Raw genomic sequence first — 24,303 nt, forward strand, 5'->3', positions numbered from 1 at the left:
TTGTTAGCTGATTAAATTCCCTTAAAAGAATATACGCTGTAGATATACTCTTCGCCCTTGCGCACCGCATAGGGGCCGCCGCATTCAACAGGCAGCGCCGTATCCTCCTTGGAGAAAATCAGCATGACGTCTCCCGCGCCATAAGTCCGATGATTTCCGTTCAATTGAAGGAATTCGACCTCTCCTTTATCAAATCCCGGATCCAGGTCTTTTACTGACACCTGATACGTGTCCGGGCAAACGATAGGGTCGTAGGAAAATACGGAAGGCGCTTTATAGGCTTGCGCAGGTTCGCCCATGACGTTGGTCATGTCGATAGAGGCGTCGCCATACTGCAGTGAGTTGTTGAGTTCGCCGTACACCACCGCCTTCACATACCAGGCCCAAAAAGCGGCCTTTTTCAGGTATTTATCTTCCACCTTCGCTTCCTCGCGAGTGGGAAGAATCACCTGTACTTCGCCGTCTCGCTTGCTTAACGGCGCGGCGTCCTTGGCGCTGGCCAGGATGGTTTGCGGATGGTTGGCGATCTGCGCAGGCATGAAGGTAATGTAGTCATCGTCGCCGATAAAGTAGACGTTATCGTACCGCCACTCTTTCGACGACAATTCGCTCACCGGCACGCCTGAAAAAACGTGCTCCTTCTTCTCACTATTCAGATATCGGTGTGGCGTATTGGAATAAACGTCGATGCGCTTGTCGCTGTCATTCGTCTCCACCACACGATAGTCCGCGGCGTTTTTATTGATGACGAAGATTTCCTTGGCGACGACGTTGAGCGACAGCGCACAAGCGCCGGCAGTCAGTAACGCGCTGGTTTTAAAACTCGAAAGTTTGCCCCGAACGGGTGATAAACAGTTTGTCCTTTTCAATCTCATTCTCCCTTACTAACTTATCATAGGTCTCAGTAATGACGCTGATTTCATTCCGGCACATATGGGTGACGCCAACACTGGCGGCCACGTCGGATTGAGCGAGTTGCAGCACTTCGCTGAATGAATAGTGACTGGGGATATTGTTGTTAAGCTCGTAGACTTCCTGCAAATGCAGTTCGACGCCTTGAATCAGCTCAACGGCTTCCGGCGTCAGCTTGCCGTCTCCAGAGATAGAGAAGGAACGGCCGTCAAAATCCAGTCGATACAATAAGTTCGGGATAGAGTGTACGGTGGGCGCGCAGCGAATGGAAACATCCCCGTATTTTTTACTGTCCAGGGCGCCAAACTCGGCGAACTCAATCGTGTACTTGAAATACTTGGGCACGCCGGGATAGCCGTGCTCAAGAAGACTTTTAATGAAACTTTCCGTGCCCGCAGGTCCCCAGATCTTCAGAGGGCGGGTTCTTTTTTCTTCCAGATAGCGGACCAACAAAGGTACGACTCCGAAGGAGTGATCCGCATGGTGGTGGGTCAGCAGCACCAGATCAATGTTCTGATGCAAATCGCCCGCCCATAAGCGGGGCGGAACCTGATAACCGCAGTCGATAAGAATGGAGCCATCGGCGGACTGCAACAGGAACGAGGTGTTGCACTCTTCCGAGAAGGCCTCTCCATTACCGACAATCAGCAAATTCTTCATAACAAAAGCTTTCCGTGTTTTCCATTTTCCATCTCATCGCGCAACGCGGAGATGGCGCTCCCATGCCTGCATGGCGGCAACCTGTTGATTGCCGTCGGGATTATGCCACTAACCTATTGGTTTATAAACGGGACGCCATTGACTGTAATGAAAGGCGTTGAAATATAGGGGGGGGGAAAGAAAACGCAGAAGCAGGCCGACGTTGAGTCGTCGGCTGCACAATTCCGTGAAATGAAAGCGCCCGGTCAGAGAGGTTGGAAATTAGGAAACAGTTCGCGGGTAATCCCAGGACCGCCGCCCTTCCCTACGTTGTAGTAAATGGTCCACAGACCGCCGGTGCGCACGCCGAACACGCTAGTGGGGCTGGCGTAACCTTCTCGCGCCTTGGCTCCGTAGTCACTGGGCTTGAGCATTTGCAGACCCGCGTGGGAAATCACGTTGTTAGTGATGAGTTGCTCGGTGACTTGTCCATAGAACTGGTCCTGCGCGGCTTGCAGATCAAAGTTATATTCTTTGATATCCCCGCTGTTGGGGAAGTTAACCAGATTTTCATTGGCTGGCTGGCAGTTCATGTGCACAACAAAGGGGGATACCGGATTACCCGACACGACGAAGCAGCATCCGGTCAAGTTGGCGGTAACGAAGAAGTTACAGGCGCCTTGAAGCTGTCCCACGACAGCGCGCCATCCCCGCCAGGGCAACCAATAGCAGTTGCCGTTATGAGCAGTGGCGACGGTGACGGTTTTGCCGCCCGCCACATGGGCCCCTTCCTGCAAATTGGCCCGCTCCAGCTGATTCACCAGATAGCAGTTGCGTTGGATGTTATTACATTTGACGCTGTAGGTAGCATGAGAAATATTTGAGGACTCCGCGCCGGTCACGGTAATTGACTTGTTCGCATTCTGTTTAAAAATATCCGCCAGGGCCATCTTGTCGTCTCCTTAAACTCGTTATTGCTGACAGTCACTGCAGCCTCGCCTTAGTTCTTACTCGTTTTGGGAAGAGGCGCCCCGCCGCGCGCGTGACCGGATACTAAACCTAGCGTCAATCCAGCTATGGCGCCCCTCATATTTTTTTATAATGTTTTGTTATCAGAACTAATTTTATTCATCTATAAACCCATGCAGCGGAGAAAGCAGCGAGAGTCAGGCCGTTTTTAAATCAAAAAAACAGTCATCCTTTGATGCTTTTTTCAAACATAACCGTCAATACACCCGGCGATAAGAACGTGACATACAATTCGTAAAAGAAAAACAATGTAAAATTTATTAAAAATAATACAGTATAACGAATCATATACTCGCCTCTTTTTCTTCATTGAAATGCAACTTTTAGTTACATAAGTGTGCATTAAATTCACTATTACAAAACATATTGACACATATATTTTGTAAGAAACGAACAGTGTCTATTGACTTCGTAAATTACTTATATGTCAAAGGCCAATTGGCGCTTGATTTTTGATCTAAATCCTTCAATATGCACGCCATTTTTAGCACTAGGTAAACTTTAATGCAGTCGTTCAGAAAGATTTGTTTCTTACTTGTCACACTTACCGCATTCGGCGCCAGCCTGGCTCGCGCGGAAATATCGAGCATGGATCAGGCTCTGGACATAGCGGGTCAACAAAGAATGTTGAGTCAAAGAATCGTTAAAGCCTATTTATTGATTGGACAGGACATTCTTCCTGACAAATCTTCGATTCAATTACATGACAGTGTGGCGCAATTTGAATCTCAACTGTCCGACTTGGAAGGCTATTTAAAAGCGGGGGAAATGGCGCGCGATTTGAAATCAGTTCGTAAAGAATGGGCCTCCTTCCGCAAATTGGCCACTACCGCTCCCAACCAGGAAAATGCCGCAAAGCTGATCCAGCAAAGCGAAGAACTGTTGAGCCTGACTCAGGGCGTCACCAGCAACCTGGAAAAACAAGTCGCCGGCACGAAAGGCCGTCTGATCAATATTTCCAACGAGCAAGGCATGCTGTCTCAGAAAATCGCCATGTACTACTCTGCAATGAGCTGGAACCTGGGTGTTTCCGACCTGGAAAACGATTTTAAAGCTGCGGTTAAGAAATACGACGCAGGCTTGAGCGAGCTGCGTAAAGCTGACGCTAACAGTGAAGAAATCAACAAGGCGCTGGATAAAGTCATTTCGCAGTGGTCATTCTCCCATTCTGGTTTCGAGAAAATGGACGGGCAAGACTTCGTACCCTTCGTTATCGCTATGACCACTGAAAGCATGTTGAAAAGCATGCGCAAGATTTCGGACATGTACGCAGGCCTGAAAAGCTAGTCCGCAAAGGCTGAACTCACACACCAAGTTCCTGTTTTATTCGTCTTCTTCGTTTAGTGCGGCGCAAGCCGCACTCTTTTTCCCACAAGTTCAACCTCTTTTTCCTTTCCTTACCAGCGCGCAGTCCACCGCCTAGAAACGCCTCCTTGCAACTCGCAACGCAACTCACGCGCCCTCTCCTCTTGTTTCTGAAAGTCTTTTTTGCCTCCGCCCGACATCGCTCTTTGTCCATACCCACAAATTTCCGGTTTATTTGGCGCCTAACTTGCGCCAGATCAGCGATGCGTTAACTACCTACCCAGTTACCACATCGTAAGCATCTGATATCTATAGATTTTAACTTAGACTGCACCAGATTGAACCACATGAGGTAAATGCATATGCGCCATATAAGGAACTTTAGTCTGCTTGTTTTCTCCCTTTTCGCACTATCCTGGAGCTACACGGTCACCGCAGACATTACCGACCTGGACGAAGCCATCAACAAGGCAGGGCGCCAACGTATGTTGAGTCAGCGCATTGTGAAATCATATTTGCTGATCGGTCAGGATATTCAGCCAGATAAATCTTCAAGCCAGCTCACGGAGAGCGTCGCCTTGTTCGAACAGCAATTAGGGGAACTTGAAGCTTATTCAAAGTCGCCGCAGGTCTCAGGGCTACTAAAGTCCGTGCGCAAGGAGTGGGCCGGGTTTCGTCAATTGGCGACGGCTAAGCCAGCGAAGGACAAAGCCATTGCGCTGATCAACGCCGGAGAGCGCGTTCTCGCACTCAGCAACAAAGTCGTGCTGTCACTGGAACAGCAGTCTGGCGCTCCCAAAAACAAAATGATCAATCTCTCTGGCCGGCAACGAATGCTGTCCCAGCGCATCGCACTTTATTACTCCGCATTGAGCTGGAATCTGGATCAGGCGGATCTGGAAAAGAGCTTCACCCAGGCGGTTCAGGAATATGATGAAGCTCTACATGAGCTACGTCAGGCGAAAATCAACAATCAGGACATCAACGCCGCGTTGGACAAAGTGATTTCCCAGTGGAGCTTTTCACGCTCTGGATTCCAGTTGATGCAAGGCCAAAGCTTTGTGCCTTTCATCATCGCCACCACCACAGAAGGCATGCTGAAGAATATGGAGACCATCACGGGTCTTTACGAGAATCTGCAAAGCTAAATATCCATCCGTGCTCCGGCGCAGCTCAACGTTGCGCCATCACTCTGCGACAGGTCCTGTAATAACCGGTTTCCGAAAGGGTCGCGAACCGACATACTTCGCTATAAGCGTTCCAGCGCCGATGCGGACGTCTGTCGCCACAATGAAGTCACCCGATCCCATGAGAAAACTCAAAAAAACTATCGCTTTCGCCACAGGCGCACTGACGCTCGGTCTCGCGGCGGTGTGGACCGCCGGTGGCGCGCTATCCGCATCGGTCAATCACACCCTTCCCTCACCCCCCGCCTCGCTGCACGCGCAAGCGGTGCAGTTTGACGGCGTCAGCGGTTGGTATGCGCCTGCGGTCGGCCAGCAATGCGTGCTGCTTCTACACGGCGTGCGTTCTGATCGCACCAGCATGATCAGACGCGCCCTGTTCCTCCAGAAGTCAGGATATTCCTCATTGCTGATAGATCTTCAAGCCCATGGCGAAACGCCGGGAGAGCAGATCACGTTTGGTTACCGCGAGTCCGACAACGTCAGGTCCGCCGTCGCCTATTTACGCACGCAACGCCAGTGCGCCAAAGTCGCGATTATTGGCGTATCTCTCGGTGGGGCGGCAAGCTTGTTGGGACAGTCGCCCGCGCCTGCGGACGCTTATATTCTGGAAGCCGTTTACCCCAACATCGAACAAGCTGTCAGTAATCGACTTTCGATGCGACTCGGCCTACTGGGAGAATGGTTAGCGCCACTATTAACCGCACAGATTCCTCTACGTTTGGGCGTAAGCATAAATGAGCTGAAGCCGGAAGAGGCCATCAAGCGCGTGCAAGCGCCTGTCCTGATCATTGCCGGCACAGCGGATGAACACACGACCTTACCGGAATCAAAGCGCCTTTTCGCCAATGCTCCAGAACCCAAATCTCTCTGGCTGGTGACAGGCGCCCATCATCAGGATTTCTATGACTTCTCTGCACAAGAGTATGAGGAACAGGTAACCAGATTTCTTCGCAGGTCCCTGAAGCGTTAATCGCTCCACGCCTCAAGATCAAGCCCAGCAATTGTCATGGCTAGACACCTGATCACTCAACCAGTCTAAGCCGTTTAACCGGTTTCACAGCCTGAGTAGATTAACTACTATTCAATGCGCTCAACGCATATTGATTAACAAACAACCACTACAACCTAATAACAGGAGTCATGGATATGACCAGGTTCTCAGCCGGCATTTCGGCGTGCGCATTCGCCTGTGCGGCGGCGGCCATTTACCTGTGGGTTGAAAATAAAAATCTAGAATTTAAATTCGACCAAGAAAGAAAACGTTTTCAAGAACATGCGCAACAGCAAGCCGCTCGTTATCAGGACGCCATCGACGCGTTCAACGCCTATCTTGAGCAAGCCGGAGAGCCAAAGGGACAGCATGCGTCTCTCCTGAGACCGGAGTCACACACTACCTCCGCCCAAGCCGAGGCAGTCCGCTCACCGCAAGCTTACGCCGCAGCGCAATCTCTATTGGAAGCAGGAGAACTAAGCTGGCGACAGGCCGTCAACGAAAAATACCGTGTGCTGTTTTCCGAAATATCTCTCGACGCCTCAACTGAAAAACAACTGCAAAATCTGCTACAGGAACGAGAGCGTCTCGCCGCGCTGCCCACCGTCAACTACTTCACCGCCCCAGACAGTTTTACAGAGCACGCCGAGCTGCGCGTCATGGCCCTGGACGAGCTGGACCAACGCATCGTCGAACTACTGGATGCAAATAGCTCACGCCTGTTTGAACTCACCCGCAATTCAGAGTTTGAACAACATCAACTCAAGGAAGTCACCGACAGTCTGAGCGCCGCCAATCCGCTCAGTCGGGAACAGGAGCGTACACTGCTCCTCGCCAAACTCCGCCACAAAGAAGCATTTAATATCGCCATGCGCGATTACGCCGCCGCCCAGGGCAACAAACGCGCTATGGCGGATGAAGCCATCAAAGCGCTGACCCGTTATCGCGATGACTATTTGCAGGAAGCCGCCGCCTATCTCAACGAGGAGCAAATGGCGGCGCTGACGGATTATGAAGCACTGAGCTTTGAAGAGATGGAAGACAGTCTGCTCGCCTCCCTGCAGACGCAATGAGCGGGGAGGCCTCAGAAGACCAGCGTAGGCAGGAGGAAAAGCAAATCAGACCAGGCTCAACCGGATCAAGCCGACGCCGCACACATCACTACGGATAAGCCAAAACAACAACAGCACATTCGTTTCCAGGGTAAACAAAAAACATAAATTCGGAGAACACGATGTTTCGTAAACTCGCTTTAGGCCTGACTCTGCTTGCTTCAGCAACAAGTATTCAAGCCGCCGCCAATAGACCAGACGGCTTCACCACCATTTGTAAAAGTGGGCAGAGATGCCTGGTGGGCAGTCAAACTCAGGTGGCTTTTGGGGCCGCCGGGAAGTTCGTTTTTAAATCGCTAAACGGCGCCTTCTCCTGTGACGTCGCCACTTTCGGAGCCGACCCCAATCCCGCCAAGTCCGTGAAAGAATGTTCCGTCCCTGAAAACGTCACCCATCCCGGCAATGGCGCGGGCGCCGCTGTCAATGTGACACTGAAGGCCAGCAGCGGCGACGGCAAGGTGGAGTTGTCGTGGAGCGCCAGCAGCGCCCTGCGCAATGTGCAGGTAATGCGCGACACCGACGCTAACCCCATTGGCCGTCAACGCATCGCCAGACTCGCCGGCGACGCCCGCACTTTCACTGACGCCAATGCCAGAAACGGAACCACTTACTGGTATTGGATCAAGTACACCGATACTAACGGCAAAGTCTCCAACTCCGCCGCACAAACCACCACTCCATCCGGCGGCTCCGGCAACGCAGACGAATGTTTCGCCGGCGCCACCATCAGAAATAAAAGCGTGGATTGCGGCGGCAAGACCATCGGGTTGTCCTGCAACAACGATGACGAACATCAACCGCCGGTGCTCACCCTGATCAACGCCAGCGTGAAGAACCTGCGTATCGCCGCCGATGGCGGTTCCGATGGCATTCACTGCAACAGCGGCAATTGCACGCTGGAAAATGTGGTCTGGGAAGACATCTGTGAAGACGCCGCCACCCACTCTGCGGAAGGCGGAACTATGACCATCATTGGCGGCTGGGCTTACAACAGGAATGGCGGTCCCGGCGGCAAGCCGGACAAGATCTTCCAGCATAACTCCAAGAACAGCACGACTATCATCAAAGGCGACTTCACCGTCAAAGGCGACAACGGCAAGCTATGGCGTTCTTGCGGTGACTGCAAAAACAATGGCGGTCCCCGCCACCTGATTGTGGAAGATGTCTTCATTGAAGGAACGCTTTCCAGCGGGCTCGCCGGCGTCAACAGCAACTACAAGGACACCGCCACCATTCGCAACCTGAAAGTTAAAAACTACGATACCCGCAAACCCAAAATTTGCGTCGAATACGAAGGGGTGAAGAAGGGAGACGGCAAATCCAAGAAGAAAGGCGAATTCTGGAACACCGCCAGCTGCAAGGTGGATAAATCAGACGTTTCCAGCTACTGATTTCCCCGTTTCCATTTATCAAAATGGTTTCTCCTAACCGGGGGAAGCCATTTCTTTTCCCTGCCTAGACACACGTATAAATGCCGTTAGGGCGATCCGACCGTTATACTGTCCGAACGCACCTCCTCTTACTTACTCACCCTGGATCAATGCATGCAGAAGTATATGTACGACGCTATTATTTTTGATTGCGATGGCGTGCTGGTGGATACCGAGCGCCTGACCAACGAAGTATTCATGAGCCTGCTGGCGGAACAGGGGCTGCATTTGTCCCATATGGAAATGCACACCCACTTCACCGGGCAAACCACAGAAGCCAATCTGATCACCGCTGCCGGCCTGCTGGGGCGGCCGCTACCGGAAGACACCCACCATCGACTGCGCACCGGCTTCTGGGAAGCCATGCACACCGGTCTGACAACCGTCCCCTACGTCGAAGAAACATTGCAGTCTATCCGTCTGCCTAAAGCCATGGCCACTAACGCCTTGCGCGAAGACATGGAGTTCAAACTCAGCCGAACCGGCCTGCATGCGTATTTCGATCACTGTTTCTGCGTTGAGGATGTTGAGAACCCCAAACCGGCGCCGGATATCTATCTGCGCGCAGCCTCCGCCTTGGGAGCGGCGCCTGAACACTGTGTGGTGGTGGAGGACTCCACAGCGGGCATCACCGCCGCTGTGGCCGCAGGTATGACGGTGTACGCCTATAGTGCGGACATGGATGCGGAAAAACAAAAGGCCGCGGGTGCGGCCTTATGCTTTCATGACATGAGAGAACTGATCCATTTATTGAGCCGGCGGCCATAACGCAATCCGGGCGGCCACTGGCTCATTACGCGCCTGCCTCAGGCGCTTTCCAACGCTAATAGATTCAGAGGCATGCCCACCTCTGCTTCTATTTTTTTGTACTCCTCCTCCAAATAATGAAGAAGGTGATTCAAACTCACCAAATACTCGAAGTGACTTTCCGAATCGTTTAAGAAGCCGCCGTCCATAATCGCGCGATTGAATTGAATCGCATCCGATACGGCTTGCAGAAGAATGGGAGCAAGTTCATTTCTGATATTCATTTTGATTTTGTCTCTATACTGCCGCGTTGTTATTTTTGAGGGTGGCAGCCTCCTCCGGGCTGAAGGTCCGGCGCCGCGTCAAAGTCCCAGCGGGCCGGCAATAAAAGGGGCGACAAGCGCCCCTCAACGCAGATTATCTCAGCGTGATTTCGTCGATAGCGTACCAACGGCCGTAGTTGCCGTAACGCATGGTGACCAACACGTACTGAGAGTTGGCTTGCAGCGGGATATCCACGGCGCCGGAACGATACTGTCTTATGCGTTGCGCGCGCACCCACTGGCCGTTCTGCCAGACGTAGATATCATAAGACCCGGCGAAGTTGCCGCCATCCCAATTGATGGTCATACCGGACATGCTTCTGGCGCTGCCCAGATCCAACATCACCCACTGTTGCTGATAGCTGTTGTAGATGGTGGAGGACACCCAAGGCGTAGACAGAGAACCGTCATGCAGATTGGAAGGCAGGTATCTGTTGCTATAGGTGCTGGAGGCCTTCGCGCTGGAAATCGAAACGGAGCCAGTATCGCCGCCGTTATCTCCACCGTCGTCACCACCGTTATCGCCACCATCATCTCCGCCGTTGTCGCCGCCGTCGTCTCCACCGTCATCGCCGCCATCGTCACAAGGCGTCCAACTGCCCTGCACTTTCACTGCGTCGAAAGACTCATGAATGGAATGCCATTCCTGGGAACATTCGCCGTACAACGTTTCCGCTGACTGCGCCAAACGGGTCCGCGCGGAAGCAAAGTTGGTGGAGGCCGTGAATAGATTAGTGTTGGCGTGATAATAGATCGCCAACGCTTTTTCCATTCCAATGCCGGTCACCCGGTTGGTGGTTTTACCGCGAGGATGCACGCCGCCTTCAGACAACAGATAAAACGCCAGATTCATGATGCCGCTGTTAAGATGAACGCCACCGTTATCCTGCGTACCGGTGTAACGGGAATCGTAGCTGTCGCGACTCTGCCCATCGGCCACAGGGTCGCTCATGTCGCGCATCATGCTGCCGTTCACAGAAGCCTTCTCACCCAGCGTCCAGTTGCTGCGCTGAGGCTTCAGGCCGCCGGAAGGTTTACCGCTCGAGCTGCCGCCGGACATAATGTAAGTTTCGGCGCCAGCGCCAAAAATATCAGACAGCGCTTCGTTGATAGCGCCGGACTCGTTGCGATAGGTCAAGTTGCTTTCAGAGAACGTCACGCCGTGAGTCAACTCGTGGGCGACGATATCCAAGGCGCCAGCAGGGTTCTGTAGCATGCTGCCGCCTTCACCGTAGATCATCTGCTCGCCGTTGAAGTAAGCGTTATCGCCGGAGCAGCCGCCGTTCGGAGATGAGAACATGGCGTGTACGGTGCTGACCATCTTCTTACCGCGGCCGTCAAAGGAGTCGCGGTTGAACATGTTGTCGTAGAACCAGTAGGTGTAGCCGGAGTTGTCGTAAGCCGCTTTAGCGTGCTCGTCAGCGTTGGGAGACACTTCACGGCCCGGCAGGATGTTGCTGCCCCAGTTAGGATCGAAACACTGACGGTCGATGGAGTGAACGCTGCGCGATAGCGTCGAGTAGAAGCGCGGCAGTTTATCCACGATTTTGCCGCTGTTGGCGTCAACGAAGATTTCATCCACGCGATAGCCTTCGTCAGTGGTGGTGTATTCCACCACGGAGCGCCAGGTCAGGACCGGACCGTCCACTTCAGAGACGTAAATCTGCAAACTGGGATCTTCGCGGAATCTTGGCTCGCCCTTGAGGGTGTCGCGCATGCTGTCGACCGCTTTGTTGAACGCCACCTGGCCGTTCAATCCAGGATTAACGTCCAATTGGATGCCCGGTTCGAATTCGCCGGTCACCAGACTGATTTCGTCTTTGCTGGACGCCTGCACCACCGTTTCACGACCATGAACAGGTACGCCGTTATATTCCTGGGTGAATTTGTAATAGACGTTGCCTTCGTCATCGCGCTTGGAGGTTTTCAACTCCAGGTCGTCGTTTTCGCTGATATTCAGTAATTGTTTGCCGCCCATCATAATCGCCTGCTTGGCCATGTTGGCGTCGCTGGCCACCAAGGGTTGATCGCCGGCCGGTTTCAGATGGAAAGGCGCGCCGACTCCAGCAGTGCGCTCGCCCTGAAATAGGTCAGCGCCGGCAGCAGGGGGCGAAAACTGTGCATTGGGGGACTGATAACCTGTATCCGCCTGATCATCTAGATTGGCTACAAAGTCCTCAACATCCGCCATGCTGGGCGCATCGCCTGCTGATTTCGCAGCGGCGGGCGCACCCGCTGGCGTTGCGGCAGGAGTCATCGCCGTCGCGGCTGCGACAGTCTGAGCGGATGATTGAGCATTTTCCACCGACGCCGATGTGGCGTCCGACGATCCATCGCCTAACTGATGGTATAAGGCGTAGCTGCCTGTCATGGCGGCCATGACAGCTACTAAAAGCTTTAATTTCACGAGTAGTTCCCCTCTCTTGTTTCTATCATTTTGATTTTTTGGAGCGAAACATCCTAACTACTGAAAATCTATTCGACATGTCATTGCGCGCTATTCACCTGTCACTTGCTGCCATTTTTTTAACAGTGTGAAGTACGCCTATTTCGTTAGGTTATTTGGCCGAGTTTTCCTTGGCCTTTGATTTGCTATATTCGAATGTGCATGGGCGGCGACCCTGCGGCAGGCTAGTTATTTCGCCAAGTCTATGGAAGAGAAACTACTCTTATGACGCCACAACTGGACGACCCCTTCATCATCGCCAACTGGGTGAAAATGTGTCTGGACGCCTTTGAGAAGCAAGGGCTGGACGCCTATGATTTAATGCAGTCAGCGCAACTCTGCGCCACCGAATTGCAATCCCCTCTCGCCCCCGTGCACACCGACAAAATCAACGCCTTATTCGACGCCGTCATCGCGACAACCCAATGCGAAAGCATTGGCATAGAGGCAGGTAAGAATATCAGTCTGACCACCTTTCACGCTCTGGGTTACGCAGTTATCGCCAGTCAGTCTTTGTGGGAGGGATTCTCTCGTGTGATTCGTTATAACTACGGCATTTCCAACGTCACCCGACTGTATCTTCAGACCAACGGCGATGAAGTGGAATTGGGCGTGGTCCGCGAAGGCGAGGCGCCGCTGCACCACGCCATACTGGACGCAGCCGCCTGCATGATGGTGCGCATCTGTCGCTTTCTCACGCCGCAGGGAACAGACTTGTTACGCGTATCCATGGGCCGCGATAAACCGGCGGACTATGAAAACTACGAGCGCTATTTTCGCAGTCCGGTAAGTTGGGGCGACAGTCGTTATCGCCTGGTTTTCAGCCGTAACTATTTTCACTGTCGTTTGCCTAACGCCGATGTGTTGTTAGCGAATGAAAACGAGCGCCTTTGCGAAATCTACTTTGGCCGCCTGTTCAACAGAAAACTGACCCAGCGTGTGCGCTCGCTGCTGCGCCAGACCATGGCGACAGAGGAAACGTCTTTACAGAAAGTGGCGCAGACGCTGCATTTAAGTGAGCGTTCGCTACAACGTCATCTCAGTCAGGAGGGAACCAACTTCCGTGAGCTGGTTGATGAGGTGCGGCAGGAAATTGCAGAGCGCTACCTGAAATCCTCTTCCATGAGCATTTCCCAGATCGCATACAGTCTGGGATTCAACGACGCCGGTAATTTCAGCCGCGCCTTTAAACGCTGGTTTTCCTGCTCGCCAGAGACTTACCGGCAGAGCCTGCAGGAGTCTCCGTTACTATAAACGACGTAACTTCAGGCGGTATCCGCATGAGCGGTCGTTTCCTGCTTCGCCCATTTACAGGCGGCGCGCCAGTTCATTGAGAGAAAAACCGCATTCGCCAGAAAAATGGCGGTGCTCTGGCCCATGATACCTACCATCATCCATCCCACATTGGCCAGCATCATCAACCAAAAACCCGCTTTGTTCTTATTACCGATCTGCCACACCGCGACAAACGTCAACAACATGGCGATCCAGTCCACACCATAAAATCGCATATCCATCTCAGCCCCCTGCTTAAAGCCCCTTGCATACGAGATAGTTCATTCATAAATTCGCTTTATTTGTTTAATTATCAAGCGAAAATTCCCTGTGGATAGCATCCAACGCGTTAGCTAACCTTAGCCATTGGTCTAGTATAGATGATTGCCCGCGCCGAGTGTGTTTTCAATTGTTTTAGCTTGTCCTTTATCAATTAGCGCCTAACGCCAACGCCTTATTTGGTATTGGTAAGCGCAACTCAAAGGATTATCTGACGCCACCTCACCTTCCGCGGCGCCCCACCTACGTCCGCTCCCCTAGACTCTACCGACCTATCCTTCAGTGGAGCCCCAACCATGAATCATCGACCTCCTTCCCTGACGCGACCGCCGGTTGCGTTATTGCACGGCTTAGCGCGCACGTCCCGCAGCCTGAACACGATGCAACGCTATCTCGACGCTCAGGGGTTCGATACGTTCAACCTGAACTACCCTTCCACGCGACACTCCCTGGAATCACTGGCGACGCAGCATATCTATCCCGCTTTACTCAACCACTTCGGCGCCCACAGCTCTCCAATCCACTTCGTCACTCACTCCATGGGCGGCATACTGGTCAGGGTTTTGAATGCATTGAAGCCTGACATTCCCATAGGTCGGGTCGTTATGCTCAGCCCACCCAATCAGGGCAGTGAAGTTGTCGACAAATTGGGTAAGCTGGCGTTATTTCAATTAATTAACGGTCCGGCTGGCGGGCAATTGGACACAGCTAACAACGGGCTACTACAAAAACTAGGTTCACCCGACTTTGAATGTGGCGTCATCACCGGCGACCGCTCCGTCAATCCTCTGCTCTCGCTCATGATCAAAGGCCCCAACGACGGCAAAGTGTCGGTTGAGCGGGCAAAGCTGACTGGCATGAGAGACTTTCTGGTGCTCCCTGCGTCGCATCCGTTTATCATGCGCAACCAGACTGCGCTGGAACACACCCTGCATTTCCTGCGGGAGGGACGCTTTCAACATAAGCGCTGAATCATCAGGAACATAAGGACAGACAATACAGGTCATGGCGAGACAAATAGGACAACACTACATCAGCGGGAACTTGAACGAATTTATTGACGGCGTCAGACAGGGAGTGCGGCGCGAGTACCCGAATATCCTGCTGGAAGGCGATTCCTGGTTTGATTATCCAGGTCGCGGCTGGGGCGCTTTGAGCGCTCCCAATAATATTTTCGAAGCGATCGCCATGCTTGACCCGCTGGGAGCCAATTGGATGGACCTCGCCATTTCCGGGGCCACCACCCTGCAGATGCAGCCCCATTTACAGCACTATCGCAGGCTGAAACATGCCCATGTCCGACTTGATTATGTCTTTATCAGCGCAGGCGGCAATGACATATTCGCCAACCTGGCGCCGATACTCGTCCCCTATGAACCGGGCCTGACGGCGCAACAATGCCTGCGCCAGGACATTCTCAATACGGTGTTGAGCAGTATCACGGATTTCTATAGAAGCAGCCTGGAAATGCGCGATCTTTACCACCCCAACGCCATTGTCGTAAGCCACGGCTACAGTGCGCCGCTGAGTCGCGAAAGGGGGTGGAAACTGTTTTTATATCTGCGCTCAGGCCCCTGGATCTCTTCGGTATTTGAGCTGCATGGATACCCTCCCGCCGAGGCTTCGCCGTTACGTCATGACATCATCCGCACCATACATGGGCGCCTGTCCGACGCGATTGCTGACACGCTCGCCCAATACGAGAATACGTTGTTCTATAACGCGCAGACACGCCGCTTGGATCTGGCCGGAAAAGAATTCTGGGCGGATGAAATTCATCTTTCCGCAAAGGGATATAAAAACTTCGGCGCGGATTTCATCCAGTTTCTGGAAGAAAATCAGGGCTACGCCTGGAGGCGGAAACGGGCTATAAAAGCGTAATCTCAACAAACCTTTATGTCTCATGGGCGCGTCCTTGCGCTTCTGCTTTAATGAGACATTCCGCCCAACAAGGTGAAAGGCGCATTGCATGGACAAAGCACAGCTGATAGAAACGATTACTGCTTATTTTAACGAGCATATCCCCTTTAACCGGCTGGTCGGCATCAAAGTCCGCGAGGTCAGCAAGGAGAAAGTAGTGCTGGGGCTGGAAATGAAACCGGAGCTGGTCGGCAATACGTTTCAGAACATCCTGCACGGCGGCGTCACTGCAACGCTGCTCGATGTCGCCGGCGGGCTGGTGGCGACGATCAGCATTATTGAGCGGCTGACGGAAATTGACCCGAAAGAAGTGCAGCGTAAGCTGCGCAGGCTCGGTACGATAGATATGCGGGTGGATTATCTACGTCCCGGGCGCGGCGCGTTTTTCGTGGCCTCCGCCAGCGTCATTCGCCACGGCCAGTCGATAGCGGTGACACGCATGGAGCTGGTCAATGACAGAGAACAGACGATCGCACTGGGCACGGCGACTTATACAGTATCCTAAGGAGATTTTCAGGATGAACCTCAAACCTGCAGCGCTGTTGTGCTGTCTGCTATCCCCCTCCGCTTTCGGCGGCGAAACCGCCAAAGATTTCCTCAGAGATTTTGTCATCGGCGCTTACCAACTCATCGGTCAAGCGCCTGACTCCACCAGCACCTATCAGGGCGCGCTGCAAATTTATTCTGAGAATCACCAACTCAAGATTAAGCGGGAAATCGGAGGCGCAGTGATATTCGGCGAGGCGGCTATTGAAGAAGCCGTGCATGGTGAAGCCACCGTTTTACGCATGCGATTTCAAGAAAACAGCATTGCCTATGAGAGCACTTGTCTGGTGCAAAGCGATCTCGATAACTACGCCCGCATTAGCTGTCATCTGTATCAGGCCAATAAAGGCAGTAAAACTCCCGGCCTGGAAGCCCTCTTCATCGACCACAGCAAAATCTGACGTCAGCCAAGCGGCGATTACTCTACTGACGGGGCGCCTTCATTCAGAGGCGATTCCGGCAGCCACCAGTGCGTATCCGGCGCCTCGGTTCCGGTAGGAAGAGTAGGGTTTTGTAGTAAGAATACACGTCGCTGCGGCAACTGCGCACGATCTAAAAACGCCTGGTGATGCGCAAGGAACAACCGCTTGAACGAGCCGTCCTCCAGCGCTGCATTCAACCCTTTTTCAATCAATCGCGCCAGGGTTTCGTCTCCTTTGCCCACAAAGAAGTACACCGGATAGGGGTAATACAACGCCAGTGTGGGCTCCACCGCCAGATCGGGATATTGCGCCTGACGTTCCTCCAGCTCTTTCCAGGCTTCGTTCAGCCCCCTGGGGAAGTAATCGAAGCGCATCTCCATCAGCATGTCGAATAAAAGTCCATATTGGGGGGAGTCCTCCACCTTGAGATGGTTGCCGCGCAAGATCTCAATGTCGCTCCATTGCGCGCCAAAGCCAGCGACAAAACGCTCGCGCAGGTCATCCAGGCTCTTAACCAGACTTAAAGCGGGAAGGCTGTGCTTATGCGTCAAAAATACGCGATAACCCAGGATCCCCCTCAAAATAGGAACTTTCACCGCCCGAAAACGCCGCTCCAAATCGACGGTGGTAGGCAGGAACGCCACATCCAGTTGACCGTGCTCCAGTAAAGCCAGCCCCCTTGCTGCGGTCACATTGTCCTGCAGGGGACGCAGCATGAACTCGTTCCCTACCCCCGCCTTCAGCAAGGCCAACTGCAGCAACTGAATTCGATATTCGTAGCGACTGTCTTTTTGATAATAACGGAGCGGACGTTGGTCCGCGCAGGCGGACACCGCCATCAACGTCAGCCACAGGCCACACAACAGCTTCATACCCTGATCCCGTATTCAATGAGACAATACGCCTGCGCAGCGACAAGCCTCTGGAGGCAGGAGCTGACATGCGCAACCGCTCCTGTCGTTTGCAGACAAATAGAAGGACACTAATTGTCTGCCGGACTATTAGGAAAATATTAGCAGGGATGAAGCGTTCTATCAGTCGCCTCCGCCACAGCCTCCACCGCAACTGCTGCCGCCGCTGTCAGAGCTGCTGTCGCTACTGTGTCCGCGATCACTGTCATTATCATTGTAGCGACGGCTGGAGCCGCCGCCCCAATCGCCAGCGCAGTCGCCGGAGCAACTGGAGCTGGAACTAGAGCACCCTATATTAGACGCGCAGTGGTCATTGCGGCCGGTGCAGTCCAGCGAATAGTAATAGCCATCGGGAATCTTCAGTTCCGCATCCAAAGCGAACAGGATAGGCAAAGCCTTGGGTCGCAGTGGATCAATGTTCTCCCTTAAACAACTCAAGCGCCAGGCCAGTTTCACCCCGTCCTGAATATTTGCAGGTTTGCCCATGGCTTCCGCTGGCGTGTGATGCAGAAAGCGCCCAAAGGCTTCGTCACAGAACTTTTCATAGCGGCGCGTGAATAAAATAAATTCATGCCAGGCGACATCGACCACCTGTGAAGGCATGGAAACCATTCGTCCATCCGCCATGCGACTGATATGGAAATATTCGCGTAAACCGGTAAGCACTCTTTCAACCTGCGCAGACGTCAAGTGAGGGTATTTCTTGACGATACGGCGATTAATGGTTGGCAGAAATCGATAGTTTTCGATAAATCGGGCGCGTCTTTTGCGCACCGCTTTGCGATACTGCTGATAACCGTAATAGGAAAGACCTGCCAGGACAGCAAGTACGAGGACAATAATCAGATAATTCAAGGCAGCCTCCTTAACAACGCCGGCGCCCATTATCCACATTGCCCCCCTGTCAGAAAAGAGAAAGGGGCGATAAATCGCCCCTTTTCCAAAGAGTTAGAGAATTCTTACCAGCTATTTCTCGATATTGATGGTCAACGATTTTGAATTATCGTTATATTCAGCTCTAACGGTAATAGAAGTACCGCTGTATCCGCTGAAGTCATTCTTCATCGTGAGTTTGCCATCGCCATTGATATCCGCGATTTCGTCACCGGTAGTGATTTCCCAGTCCGCTTTAGAAGAGATATTGGTCTTGGTGTTGTCAGTGTAGACCTCATAGAAACTCAACTGCCGCACTTCTCCTTCCTCCAGAGCGGTGTCCCCTTTAAGATCCGACAATTCATACTCGGAAATCTCCAATACTTTCACCGTCGTATCCGCAGTCAGACCACCGCAAGCTGCGGTGACAGTCGTGGAGCCCGTGGACACGCCAGTGACTTTTCCGCCATCCACCGTAGCCACACCCGTATTGCCGCTGGTCCAGGTAGAGTTGGAAGTAATGCCAACGTTGTTAGATCCATCGCTGTAGTCGCCGCTGACGGTCAATGTCGAACTACCGGACTTGCTGACTGAAATCTCGCCGCCTTCGTTAATCTTCAAAGACGCCAGTGTATCGTTGACAGTGACAGGCAACACCGCAGAGGTAACAGCACCTCGACTGACCGTCACATTTACATTGCCGCTGTTATGCGTCACCAACGCACTGCTGTCGCTGTTAATCGTCGCCACCGCAGTATCGCTACTATTCCATGTCAGTCCAGTCACCAAGGGGCGTTGAGAGCCATCGGTGTAAGTGCCCGTTGCGCTCAGGGTCAGGCTGCGGCACTCATCCACTTCGGAGTCGCTGGCGCTCGCCTCAATAGCGGACAACGTGGCGTCAGACACCGTAACCGTCAACTGTGCGTTGAGGCTCACCAATGACGCGGTGATCACCACATCCTGATTGCCAACCGGAGTCCCGGTCTTCATCTTGCCGGCATTGTCGACCGTCGCCAGTGAACTATCACTGGTGGACCATTTCACTTTGCTGGTTATATCCTGCGTGGAGCCGTTATTCAGCTCCGCCACCACTTTCAGTTGCCAGCTTTCATTGGGTTCAAACAGCGCTTTGTCGGAAGTGGAGGTCAGAGTCAGGCTCTTGGCGTCCAACTTGCCTGCATCAACAGCGTCATTCAACGCATCGGTATCGCCACTCCCTCCGCCGCATGCAGACAACAATGCGGAACACAGCGCCAACGCAGCGAAACTCGCTACAAGGCGGGTTTTCCTGATTTTAGAAATCATATTGCAATCCCAGGCCAAAGTTTCTGATCTTCACACCGTCGTCTTCAAACACATGATAATAGCCGGCGGACAGCTTTACGCTGGGATAGGCTTTGAGAGGCTCTTCCAATCTGATCGCCAAGCTGGTCCCGTCGAAGGACAAGTCGGAGCTTTGACCACCAACCTCTGTCGTCAGCTCGGTGGATACATAGCCCACGCCCAATGTCGCCAAGGTGGTGTCGCTGAGCACGCCCGTGTATGTCAAATAACCACCCGCCATGCTGCTCAGCTCCATATTGACGTTCGCTTCTTCAGCGTCTGTCACGCCCGCCGAGAATAAGGCTTCAAGACCAACGCCGTTTTCAAGACGTCCGCCCAGACGAACATTCGCCGCAGGGATGTAAAATTTCTCTGAGGAGGCTTTCACCATAGCGACGCCGCCATCCGCTCCCACATACCAGGTTTCCGCCAGAACTGGCGCGGAGAAACAGGCTAAGCAAGTAAAGATACAAGTTATTTGACGCATTGGACTTCTTTCCGTGATTGGTATTTTGGCAGTGCCAAGACTGCAGAAAAGTAAGGGTATATTATGGAAATCAACCAGCTATTGCTAATTACAAAAACCGGCTTAAACAAGTTGTAATAATGTACTGAGGCGATGAAGGAAACTCAGGAGAAGCGGTTAACCGCCTGAGGCGCGCAATGCGTCGCCGACAGGCGGTAATATAGTACTGGGTTTATCAGTAAGTACTATAGGTGGGCATAAATTACCTTGAATGTCGCTTAACGTCCAGCGCAAAACCTCATGCCATTTGGTCTAGCCGATTATGGAGTATGTTATTTTACCTGCACTTTATGCGCGCGCCATTCGTCTGTTTTTAAATCAATTTTTAGCCTAACAAGCCCTCTTTATGGGATTCATGCAGTCGACTACTGATCATCTCCCAGAGCTCGTCACTGAAGTCGGCCAGAATACCTGTTTTAGAAAGCACCTGCTCCAGACGCACGCTATTCTCCACCCAGCTTTGGCAGCCGTTATTCAGGTTGATCAGTACCGGCATCAACCGATCCATAGCGTATGCATAGCGGGACTCTGGAGTGCGCCTCTCTTCATATTCCAGCCACAAGGCTTTGAACTCGTCTCCCACTTCCGGCGGCAACATCCCGAATATCCGTTCCGCCGCCTTCATTTCATTTTCCGTGTCCGCATGGGCGGCGGAGAAGACAAACTTGTCGCCAGCGTCAATTTCCACCACATCATGTAATAACAGCATGCGCACGACCCGATTGATATCCACCTTCTCTTTCGCGAAACTCTCCAGAGACATCGCCAGCACTGCAATTTGCCAACTGTGCTCAGCCGAATTCTCCCGGCGATCGGTTCCAATCACTTTGGTCATGCGATTGACGCTTTTCAGCTTTTCCAGTTCGATGATGAAACTGAAAATCTTCTCCAGCTCTACTTTCATGAATGCCATATCCTCGTCACTGTCATCTTAGGCGGCTGTTAACGCGGCGGAGTATATCCCTTTAACGTCATAGCAGACACCTCAACAAGCGGAACGATCACATTCCCACTGTGCGGCAAGTCCCATTTCTGCGGTTTCACTACAGAAATATATTCTTTAATTTCACATACATATAGATACATACCCAGCCAAAACCATTAACTTGCGTTGGCTTATGGTAACGCCCCGGCAGGCACTTCACAGTTTTACGGAAACTGCCTTTAACCCCTCCTCCCTGATGCCTATTCTGCGCCCAACGAATGAGCTGAGCGGTACTTTCGAGAGTTATTAACCCGATTATCCAATGTCCCATTTATGGGCGGAACATAAGCAGGTATAGCATCATGTCCAAGGAGTTCTTCACCATCAGTTCACACACTTTCTCTTCTATCCGCAACAACTGGAAAGCGGCTTTCAATTCTTTACTCATCAGCGGAGCCATGGTCGCTTCCGGCGCTGTCTCCAGCACAGCCAACGCCATGCAGAGCCCGAACCTGTCCGGTATTTACTGTAGCTGCAGCCCGACCACTGAGCGCAATTCCTCCGTCTTCCACAACGCCGGCGAAATCGAATACATGGATGGCGTACTGGTGCGCATCAGCTGGGCCTTGCTGGAGCCAACGCCCGGGGTATATGACTGGAGCCGCCTGGACAGCCAGCTGGCGAAAGCGCAACAGGAAGGCGTAAAAGTCGCCCTGGCGATCACGAACGGAGCGGAAGCGCCCTCCTGGCTGAAGACGGAAGGCGCGCAAACTCTGGACTACCTGTTCCGCAGCGTATATCCCAAGAGCATGCCGCTGCCATGGGACAGCGTTTTCCTGGACCGCTACTCACAGTTTATCGACGCCCTGGGTCAACGTTACGACGGCAATCCTAATATTGAACTGGTGCATATGACCAACTCCACCACCAACGGTTTTGAGATGCAGTATTTCTTCGATCGTGATACGGAGAGTCGTTTCAGATCAATGGGCTTCTCCAACGAAGCGCTGGTGGCATCTTGGAAACAGATTATGGACGCCTACGATGAGGCTTTCCCCAACACCAAACTGGACGTAGAAATACATCCGGTATTCCGCAGCCCAGTAGTGGCTCAGGAAGTCGCCGCATACGGCCATACGACTATCGGCCCCAGATTTGGTTTGTTCGCCGCCTGGTTCAGCGAAGAGAACGCCATGAACGCCTACCCGGAAATGTACAATTTGCTGGTGTCCGCTCAGGCGACCAGTTTTGCAGCGGTGCAAATCGTCGGCACAGCGTCTTCCGACCGCGCCAACATCCAACTCACCGAAGAGGAGTTGCTCGGCTCCATTCAGTTCGCACTGGATTCCGGCTTCAGCTATATCGAAGTCTGGGCGGCGGACCTGAAGAGCGACGCCCTGAGCGACGACCTGACGCTGGTACACACCAGCATCCAACTGGCGTCAGAATAACCCCCATTCGGCAAGGCTTGCCGAAACTCTCTCACCACAAGGAATCAGTGACCATGGCGACCTGTATGCTCACAGGGAACGGGATCATTTTGTCCCGTCAACACGACGCCGGTCCTATTCAGGGCCGGCGTCCCTGGATCAATCAGAAGTGAATCGCATCCGCCGCTCAATGCGACGATCAGTTCATTGGGAATGGTTCTTCACATAGGCTTCCACATCAAACCAGAGCGACTCGTCGTCCAACGGCGTCTGTCCGGTCAGCAGCGGATTCTGCAGCTGAAAGATACGACGATGTTTGAAGTCCACCGCCTGCAACGCGCGGCGATGAGGCTCAAACCCATAAAGTAGACGTTCGAACTTGCCATTATCAATGGCTTTGCGCAGCCCCAGGCGTATCCGCTCCGCCAAGTCCACATCCTCCCGCCGCACGAAGAAATATACCGCCGTCGGGTAATGCAACAGAATGCTCTCCTCCACCATCAAAGTATCCTGATCATAGGCGACCAGTTCATCCCAGGCTTCCAACACGCTGCGCGGGAAGTAGTCGAAGCCGCCCTGCGCCAGCAGTTTGAACAGTCCCTTGTACCACGAGCTGGTGTTCAGGCGGTAACCATTGGCCTGCAGGATCTGCGCATCAGGCCAGTCGTGGCCCTGATAAGCCAGCAGCGCCTTGAGCTGTTCCGGCTCGGTGATCGCATTAAACTTGTAGCGGTCCTCCTTGCGGATGACCAACACCCGGTAGCCGATTAAACCTCGCATCAAGGGGATACGGATTGGGTGATAATTGGTTTCCCTCTCTTTCGAGGTCATAGACCAGACGACATCGACCAGCCCCTCCTGCAGGCTTTTAAAGGCCCGCCCCTGAGACATTGGCGCCTGAATCTGCTTCATTTCGTAGGGCCCTACTTCCGACGCGGACTCTTCCAGCGTCAGATGCAACAGGCCGATAAAGTAATTTTTGCGGATATCGCCAACGTCTTCCGGCCCCACATGGCGCACCACCACCGGTTCCGCGCTGACAACGGAGGAGATGGCCAGACAACCGCCAAGACACAGACACATCAAATAACGCACGTGGCTCCCCGCTCTGCGGCTCACTCGCAAAGCTCTGTCACCCGTTCTGAATTAATTGCAACGCCCACCGACCTGCTGGATATCTCAGCAAGTCACAGGCATTATTTTTCAGTATAGAACAGCGGGGAAAATACTCTTCTTACGGACGCCAGGAGCCGCGACACAGTTGATCGACTCTCTTGAGAAGAGTAGGAATGCGGTGCTTGCCATGCATTGAATGAATCCAGTCCCGGGCTTGCGGCAATGGAATCCCTACGGCGGAAACATACAGGGGTTTAAGGCTGTCGCCGCGCAAAATCTCACGGTCCGGCGGCGTGTCCAGAAAGGCTTTTTTAGCCACGCCAATGACTGGAATACGTTGTTGCAAAGCGTTATGCAGATGCATGCCAAGACCGGGGCGATCATCCGCACCCAGCGAGACATAGCCATCCACGACAATTATATCTACGGTTTCCGGGATCGCATCCAGCAACTGCAGAATACAAGGCAGCTCACGCTTGTAGAACTGGCCAGGCTCATAATCCTGCACCTCGCTGACCTGCGTCAGGACCGCTCGCGCTGGCTCCGGGTCATTCCAGTCCTTGAACAGAACGCCTGCGACGGTCGCGCCGCCATCGTCTTCATATTGCACGTCTACAGCTAGAATCAATGTTTCAC

General features: G+C 52.9%; 25 protein-coding genes. 12 read left to right on the forward strand and 13 right to left on the reverse strand.

The window, feature by feature from the left end; all coding sequences use genetic code 11:
• Positions 1 to 11: 11 nt before the first annotated feature.
• From O5O45_RS21960 to O5O45_RS21970, 3 genes are all read right to left on the reverse strand, one after another.
• Positions 12 to 869 carry a hypothetical protein gene (locus O5O45_RS21960; protein WP_305901473.1) on the reverse strand — a complete coding sequence of 286 codons (858 nt, stop codon included), beginning with the start codon at positions 867 to 869 and terminating at the stop codon, positions 12 to 14.
• Complete coding sequence (locus O5O45_RS21965) at positions 817 to 1,572, reverse strand: MBL fold metallo-hydrolase (RefSeq protein ID WP_305901474.1); 756 nt, start codon at positions 1,570 to 1,572, stop codon at positions 817 to 819. Before O5O45_RS21965 ends, O5O45_RS21960 begins: the two co-directional genes overlap by 53 nt.
• 245 nt (positions 1,573 to 1,817) lie before the next feature.
• Positions 1,818 to 2,501: a hypothetical protein gene (locus tag O5O45_RS21970; RefSeq protein WP_305901475.1), complete on the reverse strand. Its 684-nt coding sequence runs from the start codon at positions 2,499 to 2,501 to the stop codon at positions 1,818 to 1,820.
• A gap of 583 nt (positions 2,502 to 3,084) precedes the next feature.
• Between O5O45_RS21970 and O5O45_RS21975 the strand changes: the two genes are divergently transcribed.
• The 6 genes from O5O45_RS21975 to O5O45_RS22000 all read left to right on the forward strand — a co-directional run bounded on the left by O5O45_RS21975 (position 3,085) and on the right by O5O45_RS22000 (position 9,373).
• Positions 3,085 to 3,867: a type IV pili methyl-accepting chemotaxis transducer N-terminal domain-containing protein gene (locus O5O45_RS21975; protein WP_305901476.1), complete on the forward strand. Its 783-nt coding sequence runs from the start codon at positions 3,085 to 3,087 to the stop codon at positions 3,865 to 3,867.
• A 380-nt stretch (positions 3,868 to 4,247) separates the two neighbouring features.
• Positions 4,248 to 5,033 carry a type IV pili methyl-accepting chemotaxis transducer N-terminal domain-containing protein gene (locus O5O45_RS21980; RefSeq protein ID WP_305901477.1) on the forward strand — a complete coding sequence of 262 codons (786 nt, stop codon included), beginning with the start codon at positions 4,248 to 4,250 and terminating at the stop codon, positions 5,031 to 5,033.
• A gap of 160 nt (positions 5,034 to 5,193) precedes the next feature.
• On the forward strand, positions 5,194 to 6,042 hold the full coding sequence (locus O5O45_RS21985; protein ID WP_305901478.1) for an alpha/beta hydrolase: 849 nt from the start codon (positions 5,194 to 5,196) through the stop codon (positions 6,040 to 6,042).
• A 176-nt stretch (positions 6,043 to 6,218) separates the two neighbouring features.
• Positions 6,219 to 7,136, forward strand: a complete 918-nt coding sequence (locus tag O5O45_RS21990) for a hypothetical protein (protein ID WP_305901479.1) — start codon at positions 6,219 to 6,221, stop codon at positions 7,134 to 7,136.
• A 161-nt stretch (positions 7,137 to 7,297) separates the two neighbouring features.
• Positions 7,298 to 8,566, forward strand: a complete 1,269-nt coding sequence (locus tag O5O45_RS21995) for a pectate lyase (RefSeq protein ID WP_305901480.1) — start codon at positions 7,298 to 7,300, stop codon at positions 8,564 to 8,566.
• Positions 8,567 to 8,719: 153 nt separating this feature from the next.
• Positions 8,720 to 9,373 carry an HAD family hydrolase gene (locus O5O45_RS22000; protein ID WP_305901481.1) on the forward strand — a complete coding sequence of 218 codons (654 nt, stop codon included), beginning with the start codon at positions 8,720 to 8,722 and terminating at the stop codon, positions 9,371 to 9,373.
• Positions 9,374 to 9,411: 38 nt separating this feature from the next.
• On the opposite strand, the gene O5O45_RS22005 is transcribed toward O5O45_RS22000, so the two are convergent.
• Positions 9,412 to 9,636, reverse strand: a complete 225-nt coding sequence (locus tag O5O45_RS22005) for a hypothetical protein (RefSeq protein WP_127968414.1) — start codon at positions 9,634 to 9,636, stop codon at positions 9,412 to 9,414.
• Between the two features lie 133 nt (positions 9,637 to 9,769).
• On the reverse strand, positions 9,770 to 12,082 hold the full coding sequence (locus tag O5O45_RS22010) for a M4 family metallopeptidase (RefSeq protein ID WP_305901482.1): 2,313 nt from the start codon (positions 12,080 to 12,082) through the stop codon (positions 9,770 to 9,772).
• 264 nt (positions 12,083 to 12,346) lie between these two features.
• On the opposite strand from O5O45_RS22010, the gene O5O45_RS22015 reads away from it, so the two are divergent.
• Entirely contained in the window at positions 12,347 to 13,375 is a 1,029-nt protein-coding gene (locus O5O45_RS22015) for an AraC family transcriptional regulator (RefSeq protein ID WP_305901483.1), read from the forward strand.
• An 11-nt stretch (positions 13,376 to 13,386) separates the two neighbouring features.
• On the opposite strand, the gene O5O45_RS22020 is transcribed toward O5O45_RS22015, so the two are convergent.
• On the reverse strand, positions 13,387 to 13,638 hold the full coding sequence (locus O5O45_RS22020) for a PnuC protein (RefSeq protein ID WP_305901484.1): 252 nt from the start codon (positions 13,636 to 13,638) through the stop codon (positions 13,387 to 13,389).
• A 333-nt stretch (positions 13,639 to 13,971) separates the two neighbouring features.
• Between O5O45_RS22020 and O5O45_RS22025 the strand changes: the two genes are divergently transcribed.
• From O5O45_RS22025 to O5O45_RS22040, 4 genes are all read left to right on the forward strand, one after another.
• A complete protein-coding gene (locus O5O45_RS22025) occupies positions 13,972 to 14,646 on the forward strand; it encodes an esterase/lipase family protein (protein WP_305901485.1) in 675 nt (224 codons plus the stop codon).
• A gap of 34 nt (positions 14,647 to 14,680) precedes the next feature.
• The gene (locus O5O45_RS22030) at positions 14,681 to 15,556 is read left to right on the forward strand and encodes an SGNH/GDSL hydrolase family protein (RefSeq protein WP_305901486.1); all 876 of its coding nucleotides are present in this window, start codon (positions 14,681 to 14,683) and stop codon (positions 15,554 to 15,556) included.
• Between the two features lie 88 nt (positions 15,557 to 15,644).
• Positions 15,645 to 16,100 carry a thioesterase family protein gene (locus tag O5O45_RS22035; protein WP_127968402.1) on the forward strand — a complete coding sequence of 152 codons (456 nt, stop codon included), beginning with the start codon at positions 15,645 to 15,647 and terminating at the stop codon, positions 16,098 to 16,100.
• Positions 16,101 to 16,113: 13 nt separating this feature from the next.
• The gene (locus O5O45_RS22040) at positions 16,114 to 16,542 is read left to right on the forward strand and encodes a hypothetical protein (RefSeq protein WP_305901487.1); all 429 of its coding nucleotides are present in this window, start codon (positions 16,114 to 16,116) and stop codon (positions 16,540 to 16,542) included.
• A gap of 17 nt (positions 16,543 to 16,559) precedes the next feature.
• On the opposite strand, the gene O5O45_RS22045 is transcribed toward O5O45_RS22040, so the two are convergent.
• The 5 genes from O5O45_RS22045 to O5O45_RS22065 all read right to left on the reverse strand — a co-directional run bounded on the left by O5O45_RS22045 (position 16,560) and on the right by O5O45_RS22065 (position 21,100).
• The gene (locus O5O45_RS22045; RefSeq protein WP_305901488.1) at positions 16,560 to 17,435 is read right to left on the reverse strand and encodes a type 2 periplasmic-binding domain-containing protein; all 876 of its coding nucleotides are present in this window, start codon (positions 17,433 to 17,435) and stop codon (positions 16,560 to 16,562) included.
• Positions 17,436 to 17,597: 162 nt separating this feature from the next.
• Entirely contained in the window at positions 17,598 to 18,329 is a 732-nt protein-coding gene (locus tag O5O45_RS22050) for a glycine-rich domain-containing protein (protein WP_305901489.1), read from the reverse strand.
• Between the two features lie 111 nt (positions 18,330 to 18,440).
• The gene (locus tag O5O45_RS22055; RefSeq protein WP_305901490.1) at positions 18,441 to 19,652 is read right to left on the reverse strand and encodes an Ig-like domain-containing protein; all 1,212 of its coding nucleotides are present in this window, start codon (positions 19,650 to 19,652) and stop codon (positions 18,441 to 18,443) included.
• Positions 19,642 to 20,157: an outer membrane beta-barrel protein gene (locus O5O45_RS22060; protein ID WP_305901491.1), complete on the reverse strand. Its 516-nt coding sequence runs from the start codon at positions 20,155 to 20,157 to the stop codon at positions 19,642 to 19,644. Before O5O45_RS22060 ends, O5O45_RS22055 begins: the two co-directional genes overlap by 11 nt.
• 364 nt (positions 20,158 to 20,521) lie before the next feature.
• The gene (locus O5O45_RS22065) at positions 20,522 to 21,100 is read right to left on the reverse strand and encodes an HD domain-containing protein (RefSeq protein ID WP_305901492.1); all 579 of its coding nucleotides are present in this window, start codon (positions 21,098 to 21,100) and stop codon (positions 20,522 to 20,524) included.
• A 383-nt stretch (positions 21,101 to 21,483) separates the two neighbouring features.
• On the opposite strand from O5O45_RS22065, the gene O5O45_RS22070 reads away from it, so the two are divergent.
• Complete coding sequence (locus O5O45_RS22070; RefSeq protein ID WP_305901493.1) at positions 21,484 to 22,572, forward strand: beta-galactosidase; 1,089 nt, start codon at positions 21,484 to 21,486, stop codon at positions 22,570 to 22,572.
• 183 nt (positions 22,573 to 22,755) lie between these two features.
• Here O5O45_RS22070 and O5O45_RS22075 read toward each other — a convergent pair whose 3' ends face one another.
• Both O5O45_RS22075 and O5O45_RS22080 read right to left on the reverse strand, forming a co-directional pair.
• Positions 22,756 to 23,646, reverse strand: coding sequence for a type 2 periplasmic-binding domain-containing protein (locus O5O45_RS22075; RefSeq protein ID WP_305901494.1), 891 nt, complete (start codon positions 23,644 to 23,646; stop codon positions 22,756 to 22,758).
• A gap of 139 nt (positions 23,647 to 23,785) precedes the next feature.
• Positions 23,786 to 24,295 (reverse strand): endonuclease V, encoded by a 510-nt coding sequence (locus O5O45_RS22080; protein ID WP_305901495.1) that lies wholly within the window; start codon positions 24,293 to 24,295, stop codon positions 23,786 to 23,788.
• Positions 24,296 to 24,303 lie beyond the last annotated feature (8 nt).

This window comes from Hahella sp. HNIBRBA332 (assembly GCF_030719035.1).
Classification (GTDB): domain Bacteria; phylum Pseudomonadota; class Gammaproteobacteria; order Pseudomonadales; family Oleiphilaceae; genus Hahella.

Bases quoted from the DNA above. Each gene is read 5' to 3' on its own strand.
- O5O45_RS22025 (WP_305901485.1), top strand. From the start codon at position 13,972: ATGAATCATCGACCTCCTTCCCTGACGCGACCGCCGGTTGCGTTATTG.
- O5O45_RS22065 (WP_305901492.1), bottom strand. From the start codon at position 21,100: ATGAAAGTAGAGCTGGAGAAGATTTTCAGTTTCATCATCGAACTGGAA.
- O5O45_RS22035 (WP_127968402.1), top strand. From the start codon at position 15,645: ATGGACAAAGCACAGCTGATAGAAACGATTACTGCTTATTTTAACGAG.
- O5O45_RS22030 (WP_305901486.1), top strand. From the start codon at position 14,681: ATGGCGAGACAAATAGGACAACACTACATCAGCGGGAACTTGAACGAA.
- O5O45_RS21970 (WP_305901475.1), bottom strand. From the start codon at position 2,501: ATGGCCCTGGCGGATATTTTTAAACAGAATGCGAACAAGTCAATTACC.
- O5O45_RS22055 (WP_305901490.1), bottom strand. From the start codon at position 19,652: ATGATTTCTAAAATCAGGAAAACCCGCCTTGTAGCGAGTTTCGCTGCG.
- O5O45_RS22060 (WP_305901491.1), bottom strand. From the start codon at position 20,157: ATGCGTCAAATAACTTGTATCTTTACTTGCTTAGCCTGTTTCTCCGCG.
- O5O45_RS22040 (WP_305901487.1), top strand. From the start codon at position 16,114: ATGAACCTCAAACCTGCAGCGCTGTTGTGCTGTCTGCTATCCCCCTCC.
- O5O45_RS21985 (WP_305901478.1), top strand. From the start codon at position 5,194: ATGAGAAAACTCAAAAAAACTATCGCTTTCGCCACAGGCGCACTGACG.
- O5O45_RS21995 (WP_305901480.1), top strand. From the start codon at position 7,298: ATGTTTCGTAAACTCGCTTTAGGCCTGACTCTGCTTGCTTCAGCAACA.
- O5O45_RS22020 (WP_305901484.1), bottom strand. From the start codon at position 13,638: ATGGATATGCGATTTTATGGTGTGGACTGGATCGCCATGTTGTTGACG.
- O5O45_RS22045 (WP_305901488.1), bottom strand. From the start codon at position 17,435: ATGAAGCTGTTGTGTGGCCTGTGGCTGACGTTGATGGCGGTGTCCGCC.
- O5O45_RS22000 (WP_305901481.1), top strand. From the start codon at position 8,720: ATGCAGAAGTATATGTACGACGCTATTATTTTTGATTGCGATGGCGTG.
- O5O45_RS21980 (WP_305901477.1), top strand. From the start codon at position 4,248: ATGCGCCATATAAGGAACTTTAGTCTGCTTGTTTTCTCCCTTTTCGCA.
- O5O45_RS22015 (WP_305901483.1), top strand. From the start codon at position 12,347: ATGACGCCACAACTGGACGACCCCTTCATCATCGCCAACTGGGTGAAA.
- O5O45_RS22005 (WP_127968414.1), bottom strand. From the start codon at position 9,636: ATGAATATCAGAAATGAACTTGCTCCCATTCTTCTGCAAGCCGTATCG.
- O5O45_RS21965 (WP_305901474.1), bottom strand. From the start codon at position 1,572: ATGAAGAATTTGCTGATTGTCGGTAATGGAGAGGCCTTCTCGGAAGAG.
- O5O45_RS21990 (WP_305901479.1), top strand. From the start codon at position 6,219: ATGACCAGGTTCTCAGCCGGCATTTCGGCGTGCGCATTCGCCTGTGCG.
- O5O45_RS22070 (WP_305901493.1), top strand. From the start codon at position 21,484: ATGTCCAAGGAGTTCTTCACCATCAGTTCACACACTTTCTCTTCTATC.
- O5O45_RS21975 (WP_305901476.1), top strand. From the start codon at position 3,085: ATGCAGTCGTTCAGAAAGATTTGTTTCTTACTTGTCACACTTACCGCA.